14 protein-coding genes are annotated in these 12,772 nt (G+C 53.8%); all 14 read left to right on the top strand.

Annotated features, from left to right (window positions below; translation table 11 throughout):
• The first annotated feature begins 9 nt into the window (after positions 1 to 9).
• The 14 genes from BOP96_RS01385 (at position 10) to BOP96_RS01450 (ending at position 12,772) form a co-directional block, all read left to right on the top strand.
• Positions 10 to 951, top strand: a complete 942-nt coding sequence (locus BOP96_RS01385) for an ATPase, T2SS/T4P/T4SS family (RefSeq protein WP_056791287.1) — start codon at positions 10 to 12, stop codon at positions 949 to 951.
• Complete coding sequence (gene pilV, locus BOP96_RS01390; RefSeq protein ID WP_056791284.1) at positions 941 to 2,257, top strand: shufflon system plasmid conjugative transfer pilus tip adhesin PilV; 1,317 nt, start codon at positions 941 to 943, stop codon at positions 2,255 to 2,257. The genes BOP96_RS01385 and pilV overlap by 11 nt, the downstream gene beginning before the upstream one ends.
• Before the next feature lie 411 nt (positions 2,258 to 2,668).
• The gene (gene pilM, locus BOP96_RS01395; RefSeq protein ID WP_073451684.1) at positions 2,669 to 3,109 is read left to right on the top strand and encodes a type IV pilus biogenesis protein PilM; all 441 of its coding nucleotides are present in this window, start codon (positions 2,669 to 2,671) and stop codon (positions 3,107 to 3,109) included.
• 927 nt (positions 3,110 to 4,036) lie between these two features.
• Positions 4,037 to 4,342, top strand: coding sequence for a hypothetical protein (locus BOP96_RS01400; protein ID WP_073451686.1), 306 nt, complete (start codon positions 4,037 to 4,039; stop codon positions 4,340 to 4,342).
• 304 nt (positions 4,343 to 4,646) lie between these two features.
• Complete coding sequence (locus tag BOP96_RS01405) at positions 4,647 to 4,913, top strand: hypothetical protein (protein ID WP_056791280.1); 267 nt, start codon at positions 4,647 to 4,649, stop codon at positions 4,911 to 4,913.
• A gap of 97 nt (positions 4,914 to 5,010) precedes the next feature.
• Positions 5,011 to 5,517 carry an STY4534 family ICE replication protein gene (locus tag BOP96_RS01410; RefSeq protein WP_056791276.1) on the top strand — a complete coding sequence of 169 codons (507 nt, stop codon included), beginning with the start codon at positions 5,011 to 5,013 and terminating at the stop codon, positions 5,515 to 5,517.
• A 96-nt stretch (positions 5,518 to 5,613) separates the two neighbouring features.
• A complete protein-coding gene (locus BOP96_RS01415) occupies positions 5,614 to 5,931 on the top strand; it encodes a hypothetical protein (RefSeq protein ID WP_056791271.1) in 318 nt (105 codons plus the stop codon).
• A 110-nt stretch (positions 5,932 to 6,041) separates the two neighbouring features.
• Positions 6,042 to 6,377 (top strand): hypothetical protein, encoded by a 336-nt coding sequence (locus BOP96_RS01420; protein ID WP_020302986.1) that lies wholly within the window; start codon positions 6,042 to 6,044, stop codon positions 6,375 to 6,377.
• 104 nt (positions 6,378 to 6,481) lie between these two features.
• On the top strand, positions 6,482 to 7,135 hold the full coding sequence (locus BOP96_RS01425; protein ID WP_056791267.1) for a DUF3275 family protein: 654 nt from the start codon (positions 6,482 to 6,484) through the stop codon (positions 7,133 to 7,135).
• A complete protein-coding gene (locus BOP96_RS01430) occupies positions 7,132 to 7,395 on the top strand; it encodes a hypothetical protein (RefSeq protein WP_056791264.1) in 264 nt (87 codons plus the stop codon). The genes BOP96_RS01425 and BOP96_RS01430 overlap by 4 nt, the downstream gene beginning before the upstream one ends.
• Before the next feature lie 77 nt (positions 7,396 to 7,472).
• Positions 7,473 to 8,078: a hypothetical protein gene (locus BOP96_RS01435; protein WP_056791261.1), complete on the top strand. Its 606-nt coding sequence runs from the start codon at positions 7,473 to 7,475 to the stop codon at positions 8,076 to 8,078.
• Between the two features lie 22 nt (positions 8,079 to 8,100).
• Positions 8,101 to 9,558 carry a DUF6094 domain-containing protein gene (locus tag BOP96_RS01440; protein WP_020302982.1) on the top strand — a complete coding sequence of 486 codons (1,458 nt, stop codon included), beginning with the start codon at positions 8,101 to 8,103 and terminating at the stop codon, positions 9,556 to 9,558.
• Positions 9,559 to 9,659: 101 nt separating this feature from the next.
• Positions 9,660 to 11,900, top strand: coding sequence for a DEAD/DEAH box helicase (locus tag BOP96_RS01445; protein ID WP_056791258.1), 2,241 nt, complete (start codon positions 9,660 to 9,662; stop codon positions 11,898 to 11,900).
• Positions 11,901 to 12,061: 161 nt separating this feature from the next.
• Positions 12,062 to 12,772, top strand: a complete 711-nt coding sequence (locus BOP96_RS01450; protein ID WP_056791255.1) for a hypothetical protein — start codon at positions 12,062 to 12,064, stop codon at positions 12,770 to 12,772.

A 12,772-nucleotide genomic window follows, 5' to 3' on the forward strand; every position in this document is an offset into this window, starting at 1 on the left:
GAGCGCCGAGTGAGCGTTATCTCCGAAGCTCAGTTCGTCGACCTGTATCTGGGCGATGGTTTTGCGGACGCTAAGGGTCTCCCTGGACAAGCGCGAAGAGTTGAGGCGCCCTTAGAATGGCGGGCTGATCTAGAACGAATCCGTCAACTATGCGCAGAGAAGTACGCCGCGACCCTGGATCCGGAGTTTGCGCTGCTCGAAGATGGCGTTGTCCTTCGAGTCACACAGTTGATAGACGTAAACAGCAAGCCGGTTTTTGTCCTCAGCAAGTCGTCGGTTCAAATTCGTCCGCTGGACATGCTAGGCCTGCCCGATCACATGCAGAATGCTCTGATGAGCGACACGATACGCGGCCTAATCTTCATCTGCGGAGAGATGGGTGCAGGGAAAACCTCAAGTGCTGCATCCCTTGTTAAAGCCCGCCTTGAGGCTTGGGGCGGCATCTGCCTGGCGGTAGAGGATCCACCCGAACCATTTCTACATGGTAGGCATGGAGAAGGTCGGTGCATACAAGTTCCTGTTTCCAGGCGTATGGGGGGCTACGAAGAAGCCTTAGTCCTTGCTCTGCGAACGAGGGCGGACTTTCTGTTTGTGGGTGAGGTACGTGATGGGCCAACTGCTGCGCAAGTCATCCAGGCCTCAATCAACGGTCATCTCATTATCTGTACTGGCCATTCCGGCAGCGTCACGCATGGCATTGAACGCTTAGCAGCCCTAGGCCAGCCCTTGTTGAAAAACGCCCGAGAGCTGCTTTCCAAAGGCCTGGTGGCTGTCATTCATCAGTCATTGTCCATGGATAGTGACGGGGGCCGGCGTTTGACGCTTCAAAGCCTGCTCTTTACGGGCGAGGACGGGCCTAGCATCCGCGAAAAAGTCCACTCAGGAAAGATCACCCTGCTCGGCCAAGACATCGCAAACCAATCTTCGCGGAGCCTCTGGAATGACCAGTAAGAATAAACAACAGGGCTTCTTGAGCCTGGATATGGCAATCGGGTTGCTCGTATTTGGTGTCGTGGTGACCTTGGCGATGGTTTGGCAAATCAAACAAATGGATGCCCAGGATTATCGAATTGCGGCCGATCAACAGCGCACTATTTCAGAGGCCCAGGCCAAGTACCTGAAAGACAATTTCAACGTAGTGCTCGCCAACGCGTCGGCGACCGTGCCAGTGCAAATTACGGTGCCGATGCTCATCAACTCTAATTACCTGCCTGCGGGTTTCAGCTCTACCAATGTTTTCGGGCAGACCATCCTAGGCCTTGCCCGTAAACCCAATCCTAATCAGCTGGAAGCGATTGTGGTTACTACGGGCGGACAGACGCTTCCAGAAATGGGTGTGCGTGCCATTGCTGAAAACCTTGGAGGACCTGGTGGTTTTATATCTACAACCAACCCTAACGTCATTCAAGGCATCCGCGGTGGCTGGCAAGTCGCGCTGAGTAATTACTCCATTACACCTGGGCCAGGCCACACTGCCAGTGCACTGTTTCTCATGGACGGCGCCTTGGCCAACGATTACTTATATCGAAATGCTGTGCCAAACCATCCTGAGCTCAACACGATGAATACTGACCTTGGTATGGGCAACCACAACATTAATAACGCAGGGAGCATCTCCGCCTCTGGCAACGTTACGACTGGTGCCGACGTGACAGCTCGCAACGTCACAGCCACCGCGAATGTAAACGCGGCGACCGCGAACGTCACGGGCGAAACCTACACGGGTGGATGGTTCAGAACTCGGGGCGACACTGGCTGGTACAGCGAAAAATGGGGAGGTGGTATCTATCAGAACAGCCCCGATTGGGTCCAGGTGTACAACGACAAAAACTTCTCAACCGGCGGCCAGCTCTGGGGTGGAAAGATCACTTCAACCGGCAAAATAACGGCCTACGATCGTATTGCCACCAACGAATATGTCTCGGTAGGTGGGCTTGCAACCGAAGGTACAGCGTGCAGTGATCGCACACTTATCGCAAAAAGTGCTGTTGGCATAATCTTATCATGTCAAAAAGGTGTTTGGACTGCAAACAATGGGTGGGAATTTAAATTAATTCAAGGAAGTTGCCAGGCTCCCTACAAGGGAAGTCTAACTTGCACACTCGGCGATACAAGCTGGAAATCGTGTTCCCTTACCGGCGCACTCGGCGTTGGAGACAGTGAGGTCGGATACATCTTTCGCAATGATAGTGGGTGGTTTCTCAACACATCTCGCCTTACTTGGCCGGGACTCTTTTATTGGAGTTGCTTCAAATAATTCAACATAAACGCTCTGCCATTGAGCGCAATGTACGATAGAGAAGTGTGATGAAGAATAATTTGGAGAATGGTGCTCAATATAGTCGAGATGAGCTGCAAAGCTGGTTCGAGACTAGAAGTAGAATATGCTCCACTCCTTTATGGAGTAAGGCACTGCAAGGAAGAGAGACATTTGAAGTCGGCGCTTACACTTACAGTCTCAAACCTACGGCAAATGATAGGTATCTGCTTACCTACGTAGAAACATCCACGATGATTGCTTCCAAGCTACAATCTCGACGTAAAATTCGATTACGCCGACTTCTTTTGACTATAGGATTACTAGTAGCCGTCTTATCCACCTGCGCATATTTTTTGCTGTAATCGTAGGACACAAGCTTTTCACAGTTGATTCAAGGGGGACCAAACGATGACCTTACAATGGGCTATTCTCATGATACTGGTCATCGTCACCGGTATGTGGGCAGAAGATCGATACCAGACTCAAGCAGTTTCGGAATATGCGACGCTTGATTCACTCAGTAGAAATTTTTTAACTTATCGGTCAGCTGCTGCAGGATTTGCACAGTCCAACCCAGGCTTTAGCGGCATACCCAGCGATTCAGTTCTTAACCTACCGCTTTGGTTTGTCAAACCTTCAGGCGTTTCTTCCTTCATTAATGGTGGCACAGCCTACACCTTTTACAACGACACGGCGCCGGCAGGGATGCCATCGACGCTGGTCGATCTGACTCAGTCGACTACCGTTGGTGTAAATCGCGCGGGAGTGCTTGTCTCCCCGAAAGCGGGAGTGACCGGTATCCCCATTCCATCTGTTGTACCCGACGGTGCCGTCACTGCAGTGAACTGACCAAAGCCCAGGTCAACACTGGCTATGTTGCATATCGCCCAGCCTAACAACATAATGCACGCAACAACGTTTCCACCCCGTTGGCTACTGGCGGTCATCAGTAGCGCCCGGAGATGCGGTTCGCCTCATCTCCATCCCCAAAGCACGCTGAGCTCCGGGAAGGGCGTGCGGATCTGGTTCAAAGCTCTCCCTGTGTCTCCCTGTTCAAGCCAGACACGCAGCCGTCTAACTCGTGAATTGCGAGTTCAAAGGCACATAGAGCTTTGTTGAGGTTCGAAGCACAGTAATCTCAGGGCCACACTGGTGTTGTGGCCCATATTTTTTAAAGCTCACACAAAGGGTAGCCTGATAATCTTGCGAAGGATTATCAGGCTACCCTTTGGTAGCTGCTTTTCCCTGCCGGTGGCCCGCCGGCGAAACGCAGGGCTCCCTTTGTGCGCGGATGCGTGCCTTATGTTTGCTGGCCTCAGCCACGATAATCGGCCAGGTGTAGGAAGTGAGACGTTCAGATCACAGCCCAGGGATCGATGACGCCTTTATCCCACACAGGTGGTATTTTTTTCTGAAAGACGCTTAGTACTACATCCGAGAGTGACTGTTGACCCAGCTACTCTCGGTAGCTTCTCCTGTAAAATTCGATCTGCTTTGACCTCCCCGAAATATCCCTCCCCGCTTGACACATCACTATCCCCCCTTCGATGATATGTACGTGTTTTGCTGACGTCGTCGGCATCATGCCCAGGCAACCAGGATCTTCAAGGTTGCGACACGTCAATCGTGTTGATTCGCCCAAGACCGCTGAGCTTCTGGTAGCGCGGTCGGTCGACAATCGTCGATAGAAGCATCTGATGTTACTCACCTCGCGGGGAATCACTTCCCCGACAGGGCCAGTGCTTTCTCCGCATTTCAACCTGCAGGAGAATCACCATGTCCAAACTCACTTATAACTTCGGTTTTGCACTCGGCGTTGTTGCCCGAGAGTTTTTGCGTGCCATGAAGAAGTCGAACATACGTCCAGCAGATCAGCCACAGGCAAAGTCTCACGTCCAGCTTCCACCACCCTGCATTTCTGACAGCATGGTGCGTGATATGGATCACTTGCCAGCCATGGTCCGTGCCAAAGGTGTTGATCTGAATCTTTGGTACAACGCTAATACTCGTGTGGTCGAAAAGCCGGCACGCAAACCGCGCTCTCGAGGCAAGGCTCAACAGCTGACACCAGCTGTTTGCTAAACCTCTCCTCATTCACCCCAGCAGGGAATCCTCCCGCTGGGGAGGCTTCTCTGAATTTTTCACATGGAGCTTGACAACCAGCAATAGGCTTTTCATGCTGTACCCATGTATAGCTGACGTCGTCAGCAACATGCCCATGTAGTCTGGATCCGAAAGACTACGATGCGGTTTACCGCATTGATCCACTCCTAAGATCGCCATAGCTTCCGGTAGCGCGATCAGTCGACTCAGTCGATGGAAGCACCTTTCCCACCCATGACGGGCCTTTCCCGTCAGGGCAGGCCTCTCAATTTTTGGAGGTCTGATGAAAACCGAACTGGCTCTCTACCAAGCGCTGATTTCGATCAACGTTCCGGAACAGAAAGCAAACGCTGTAATTGATGCTTTGGAGGCTGATATGTTTTCACGTTTGGCCACTAAATCTGACATCGCAGCTCTTCGTACTGACCTGTCAGCTGATTTGAGAACAGAGATATCTCAACTTGAGGTTAAGTTGACTATTCGCATGGGCGTCATGATGTCAGCAACCGCTGGTGTGATGATTGCCGCTATGAAACTCATGCTGCACTAAGCTCCACTGTCTGCTCTACCCACCCTCGCGGGGAATACTTTCCCCCAAGGGCGAAGTGTTTCTCCGCTTTCTGCTATTTCGAAATTGGAGAATCACCATGAGCACTACTCAAACCAACGAAACCAAGTTTTTCGACCTGCACACCACTGGTATTGGTTATCTCAACCGTATTCGTGAAGTGAAACCACGCGGCAAAGGCAAGCCATTCATGGCTGTCACTGTTGCTGCATTACGCGGTTCGTCTGACGACACCGAGTACTCCTACATCGACTGCAATGTCGTCGGCGCCGAAGCTGAAAAGCTGATTCGTCGTAGCCAAGCTGCTGTTGATGCAGGAAAGAAGGTCCTTGTGAGCTTCCGTATCGGTGACATCTGGACCGACTGCTTTATCTATGAAAAGGGCGATAAGAAGGGTCAACCTGGGGCAAGCCTCAAAGGACGTCTTCTTTTTATCGGCTGGATCAAGGTCGATGGCGATACTGTCTACCAAGCCAAACCGAAAGATTCTGCTGAGCCCCTTCCTGCCCAGGATCGTGCTGCTGTAGATGACTCGGATGACAACGGCCAAGGACAGCCAGATCCTGAACAACGTCAATCAGCATGATTGAAATCATGGCGCCCCCTGGGCGCCTTTCAATATTCATATCGAAGGGAACGCCTCCCTTCGGGATTGGTGATTTCCGAACGCTGGAGATAAACCATGATGATGAATCCTCAACGACTGCCGCTGCTGACCGAAATCGGTCTTTTAGCTGCTCAAGCTAGTGTTTACAGCAGGTTGGATAAGCTACTGCCGAGCAACCCGACACTCGATCCCGATGAAGATCCGCGCTACACCCTTACTACTGATCTTTGGTTAGAAGTACTGGATGGGGTGATCACATTGGCAAAGATGGACCATCGAGATGAATTCAATCCCGAAAACAGCCCAATGTTGTCGGAGTTCGGACTTCTCAAGGAATATCGAAGGGCTCGTTGGGAGTTGGAAGATGAGCTTGTGCACCCCGAATACTACTAACCCGCCAGGAAACACTGGCTGACTCTCAAGCTGATTCCAAATCAGCATAAAGACCCATCGGGAAACCATCTCCCGAACGGGCCAGGTGGTTTTCGCACCTGGAGATTTACATGCTTACCACCAATAACCTCGTATCGTCTGACTTGCTCAAACTTCCGGTCGTTCTTACGCCTCGGGCCTGGCAAGAAGCGGTGCATATCGAAAACCCACAGGATGTATCAGTTATCAGTAACCGATTGGGCGATGTAGTCCTGGAGGCCTACCGTGAACTGCATATGCAGCCTGACTGTACACAAATCCATTTCGGGCTCTATCGATTGCTGCCTGCCGGCGACAACTCGGATCGAGTCTGGCTGGACCTAAAACTTGACCGCATAGAATCGCCACCAGGTTCATTCTATCTGTACATCTCACTCAAGGAGGAAACTCATACATCCTGCCCATAAACCTTTCTGAACTCACTGCACCACCCCAAGCCCGACACTGTCGGGCTTTTTTCATTGTGCGAGTAATGCACGTAGCCTTACACCCATGCAGTGTGGAGCTGACCATGATCAACATCCCAGGCCAACTGGCCATTCGTACCATCAGCGGCCGTAACGGCGAGTTCAACGTCGGACGACTATCAACTTCAATAGGCGAGTTCGTTATCAAAGACGCGCTTCTCGACCAATACGATGAAGGCAAATACAGAGGCGATTTCCTCATCACAGAAATACGCCCCTCGTACTACTCAACCGCTGGACGGTTAGTGGTTGAGATCCGGGCCAAGCTCGAAAGCATGAGCCTCGACGACGTAGACAACTTGACGGCGGAAGACGCTGCCAAGCTTTCACCAAGCGAGCCAGATCCCATAGATGAAGAATCATCTTCAACTCAAACAAAGCCTGCGCGACAGCGCAAAACGCTACCCTTCACGACGGCTGTAAGCAACGTCGATAAACCGTCATCACCAGAGGACGCCCCCTTTGGGATGCCACTTCCCAGTTCGGAAAATGCCACAGAGCTAGACGCGATTCTGTTTGGCACGATCTGGCCACTGGGGGATGCGGTAAAACTTGACACCACCGTTGACCGTCAGCGCCTACGTCATCAATGCACTCGCCTCGGCGAGCTTGGCTATGTGCTGGACTTCAAGCAACAAACCTGGAACTGCCAATCTCCCACCTTGCGGGAGCTCCACCACCAAGGAAGCACTCCATGAATCCGACTTTTTCAGACATCGGTGAGCACACTCTGCTGACCGTCGAAGACCAAATGACCAACAACGAAGTGTCCGATGATGACGAAATGCGCGAGCACTTCATCGAAATCGGACTGATAGAAACGCAAGCGAACGCTGCCTTACAACTGCGCCCTCTGTACCGGGTCAACCTCTACATGATAGGTCAGTCGCCGTTGTTCCAGGGCGACACGACCACAAGCTTCGATCCACACACCCGCTCATTCAAGCGCGATCGATAACCCACCAACCATTAACCCCGAGGGGCAGTGTCCTGCCCCTTCTGGGCGGGGCCTCCCTCCGATCCGGAGGATGCTCAATGTCCACACCTTCTCTCACACGGCTGTATCAGGTTGACGAATGTCCTGACCTTTACGTCGATGCTTTCGTCTGTGATGAACAACGCAACCTAGTGTTTTTCTCGGCTTGGGGACGTGACACGGCACTGCAGGAGTTCTTGGCCAGACTGACCCTCGGCTCCGCTGAAAACGGTCTGGACCAGTTTCATATCGTCGTCGACGGCCGGAGTCTTCCTGTCTTCCCCAACGTCGACCTGCTGGAAAAACGAACCACCCGGCAATTTCGCGGGACGTTATTCGGCAGCCTGGTACACCTTTGGCTGTTCGACCGACGTTGCGCGCAGCCCGACCGGGCCAATCACTTCTCCTACGCCCTTCTACAGGACGGGCAATCGCCTCATCAAAAGCTGTGGCCCCTGGTCATGGATACATGCCCATTACCGCTGCTACCGCATTGGCATAACCCAGTTATGGAAGTGCTCACCCAATACGACATGTTGCAGCCCCTACCCGGATCGTTAGGCGCTATCTCGGCCTGGCGTTTGTCGCTGCAGCTCGACGTTCTTGAACCCGCCCTGGGCGATCTGATTCGCCAAGGGCATCTCTCAACCCACGCTCACTTTTGAGCCTTGATTCAGGAGCCCCATCATGGCCTTGATGTTCCCACGCTTGGCACGCAACTTCGCTCGCAATGGCTACTACCCTACCGACGAAACGACTCTGGAACGGACCCTGCAGGCATTGGCCCCCTCTCCCACCGGCAAAATGCGGATCTGCGATCCATGTGCCGGCGAAGGGGTTGCCCTGGCCGAAGCAGCACATTTTCTTGGGCGAGACCGCACAGACACATTCGCAGTTGAATACGACCAGGAGCGTGCTGCGCATTGCAGGACGCTCCTGGATCGTGTGCTGCATAGCGATCTGATGGACACCATGATCAGCCGCCAGGCCTTTGGCTTGCTCTGGCTTAACCCGCCCTACGGTGACCTGGTCGCTGACCATGCAGGTGCCTCACAGTACCAAGGTAGCGGTCGCCGGCGTCTGGAGAAAATGTTCTATCAACGGGCGCTTCCACTGCTGCAGTACGGCGGGGTGTTGGTGTTCATCGTTCCACACTATGTGCTGGACGACGAACTCTGCAGTTGGCTATGCAATCACTTCACTGAACTGCGGATTTACAATGCCGCTGATCCAACCTTCAAACAGGTGGTGATATTCGGTATACGAATCCGCCGCCAAGACCTGGCTCGACCGCAAGAAGTCAAATACGTACGCGCACGCCTTCAGGCGATTGGCGCCGGGACGTTGAATGCAGAAGTGTTACCTGAGAGTTGGTCTTGGGAGCCCTATAGGGTCCTGTCGTCGACCAGCGAACTGGAGCACTTCTATCGCATCAGCCTCGAACCGGAGCAGCTAAGCGCTGAAGTCAAACAGCTTCGCGGCATGTGGCCAGACTTCACCCTGCACTTTGGTCAAACGGGTGTTCAACCACGACCACCAGTACGTGAGCTGTCCCGGTGGCACTTGGCATTAGCCCTGGCTGCCGGCGCAATATCGGGCGTCGTTACCTCGAAGTCCGGGCGAGTGCTGGTGCTCAAAGGCGATACTTACAAAGACAAGGTTCGCAAGACCGAGTTTACCGAAGACCAGGACGGTAACGTTTCTGAGGTAAGGATCCTGACCGATCGTTTCGTGCCTATCATTCGGGCATGGGACATGACGCCGGGATCTGCCAACCAAGGACGCGTTATCACCATCACCTCTTCGGCGGATCGACAACCTGAAACTGACGAGCCGATTGCACCGGCGGTCTCGGACACCACCTCACGCGTGACGTTTGAAGCTGGACAGTTGGTACTGACCCAATCGGTACACCACCTGGTGGAGCACGGCCATCTCGACCCAAGCACCTACTTGCGACGGCATTTCTCCGGTGACTGGGGAGAGCTGCCCCAGGAAGACTGGAGCAGTAACCAACGAGCCCTGGCTACTGGAGAGCGTCTGTTCTCTAGCTACGACATCGACGCCGAGGATGAAACCCGGCTCTGGATCATCACTGAAGCCGACCGAAGCGTAACAACCTTGTTGCTGCCATCGGACTACTGACCCGCTACCAATAAGGCATTCCCTTATCCAAACCTCAGGGTATTCACCATACCCCTAGGGGTGTCGTGCATGCCCTGTTTATCCTTCCAGGAGAAACAACCATGAACGACCTATCACATACCCCACTTTCACCACTTTCCATCGGTTTGACCGAATTCATCGACGAGTTCGGTGATGAGCTGCTGGACTCACTCAACCGATCAAACCCACCGGTCTACGCCGGTCACATCAACCCAGCACGGCAACGGGTGATGGATGAACTCAAACGTCAGCCCTTTTCAGCTCAGGCCGAAGTGGTACAAGCCGTTGCAGCGTTATTGTTGGATCGTAACGAGCAGGCTGCAGTGATCAACGCAGAGATGGGCACTGGCAAGACCATGATGGCCATCGCTGTAGCCGCCGTCATGCACAAAGCCGGCTATCGCCGCACCTTGATCGTTTCGCCTCCACACCTGGTCTACAAGTGGCGGCGAGAGATTCTCGAAACCATCCCAGACGCACGCGTCTGGGTACTCAATGGACCTGACAGCCTGGTCAAGCTGCTCAAGCTGCGCGACCAACTGAAAGAGCCTTACGACGGGCGGCAGGAGTTCTTCATCCTCGGGCGCGTGCGCATGCGGATGGGGTTTCACTGGCGCTCGGTGTGTTGGCCGCGCCGTGCGGTTGGTAACCATCACCTTGCCGGTTGTCCAGACTGCGGGCGCCTGCTGGAGGATCAGGAAGGCAACCGGGTTACCGTCGAAGAGTTTCACCAAGAGGAACGCCGTCGCAGCTGCCCTCACTGCCAAGGCCCACTCTGGACGCTGATGCGCCCAGGCAAAGCTGAAAGCGGCTCCCGACGAGCAATCATATTGAAGTCAATGTGCCGGATTCCGACCATTGGCCCAGTGCGCGCTGACAGGCTGCTGAACGACTTCGGGGAGGACTTCCTCGCCTCGATGCTGATCGATAACGTCAGCGAGTTCATCAACCTGATGGACGCTCAAGGCAATTTCATCTTCAACGACCGTCAGGCCAAGCGCATGGAACGTGCCATGGCCAACATCGAGTTTGGCTTTGGTGAAGGCGGTTACCAACCCACGGAGTTCATCAAGCGCCAGTTGCCTGATGGGTATTTCGACCTGCTAGTGGTGGACGAAGGGCATGAGTACAAGAACAGTGGTTCGGCCCAGGGCCAGGCCATGGGCGTTCTTGCGGCTAAAGCACGCAAATGTGTTTTGCTAACCGGTACGCTTATGGGCGGTTATGCCGACGACTTGTTTTATCTGTTATTTCGGATCCTTACCCGCCGCATGATCGAGGACGGTTATCGACCAAACGCACGCGGCAGCATGGCCCCTGCGGCCATGTCGTTCATGCGGGATCACGGCGTATTGAAGGATATCTACATCGAACGAGATAACGAGTCACACAAAACTGCCAAGGGAAAAAAACTCTCGGTGCGAACGGTGAAGGCCCCAGGCTTCGGTCCAAAAGGCATCCACCGGTTCGTGCTGCCATTCACTGTATTTCTGAAACTCAAGGATATCGGTGGGAACGTGTTGCCGGCGTACCAAGAGGAGTTCATCGACATAGCCATGTCTGCTGAACAGGCTTCGGCCTATCAGCAGTTAGCAGGAAAACTGACCCAGGAGCTTCGCCAGGCACTGGCACGCCGAGATACGACCCTTCTGGGGGTTGTCCTCAACGTACTGCTGGCCTGGCCGGACTGCTGTTTCCGGCCGGAGATTGTCAAACATCCACGCAGCAAGGACACGCTGGCTTTTGTGCCGTCGATCTTTGCAGATGAACAACGCATGCCCAAGGAACAGGCACTGCTCGACCTCTGCCTCGCGGAAAAAGCCAAAGGCCGCAAAGTTCTGGTCTACACCGTGTACAGCGGCACTCGTGACACCACTTCACGTCTCAAACGGTTGCTGGAACAGGCCGGTTTGAAGGTGGCGGTGTTAAGGGCGTCAGTCGATACCGCCAGGCGCGAGGATTGGATTCTCGACCAGGTAGATCGTGGGATCGATGTGCTGATCACTAACCCGGAGCTGGTTAAGACCGGTCTGGATCTGCTCGACTTTCCGACCATCGCGTTCCTGCAGACGGGGTACAACGTGTACACCCTTCAACAGGCAGCTCGGCGGTCTTGGCGGATTGGGCAGAAGCAAGCCGTGCGGGTGATTTTCTTTGGCTATGCCAACAGCTCTCAGATCACCTGTCTGCAGCTGATGGCCAAAAAGATCGCCGTGGCGCAAAGCACGTCGGGAGATGTTCCTGATTCGGGCCTCGATTCGTTAAACCAGGATGGGGACTCAGTTGAAATGGCACTTGCAAGACAATTAGTTGCTGCATGACTGTATGGCCACCTCCGGGTGGCCATTTTTATGGACATAAGATGTGATTCATTGATGTCTTGCTACAACTTTCGAAAACTATGCATCCCGGAAAATCTATTTCCTACTGCACCTAATACGCGGGTTTGAGAGGGTGTCTTCGCTTTTGCGCGAGGACGCTCATGAACCTACCACGCCCTTCTCGAACCACTGTGATACTCAGTCTCTGCCTCATCGCCCTGACGGGCATGTTGGCTTATGAACATCATCAACTGTCCCTACTCAGAATCAGCATGTCTACGACTGCTGATAAAGAATCCCTGGATGCAATGCTGACGCGACTGAGCAAAGTCGATGAACGGCTGGACACTGTGGATGGCAAGCAGTGGGTCAGCAACGATGACTTCCGCTCCGGACAACAAGCGCTGTCAAATCGGATCGATGCCGCACAGGCCTATGCGAAGCAAGCAACCGAATCAGTGCAGGATCTCTCCCGTAATGCCGCGTCTTCTGGTGAGCTAGTGGTGCTCAAGGCAAATGTCGAATCGCTCGATGGCCGTGTTCACGAATTAAGCCAAGCCCAGACCAAGCAACCTGCAGTTCCTCCGTCCAAGCCCAAAGCCGCTGTCCGCAAGCCTCGTCCCGCCCAGAAGCCCAATACCAGTGTTATCACACCACAAGCGCCGCCCTTCACCATCGTCGGTATTGAATACAGGGGCGGTGAGCGTTTTTTGTCTGTAGCACCTCCTGGCAGCACGCAGTTAAACCAGATCTACCTCATCCGACCAGGTGATGCCGTGGCGGGTACGGCCTGGCGCCTTAACGGGCTGGACGGCAAATCCGCACGTTTCGATGTGGCCGGAACGCCGCAAACCATAACCGTCGCGCAATAG

The sequence above is a fragment of the Pseudomonas sp. FSL W5-0203 genome, assembly GCF_001896155.1.
Taxonomy (GTDB): domain Bacteria; phylum Pseudomonadota; class Gammaproteobacteria; order Pseudomonadales; family Pseudomonadaceae; genus Aquipseudomonas; species Aquipseudomonas paracarnis.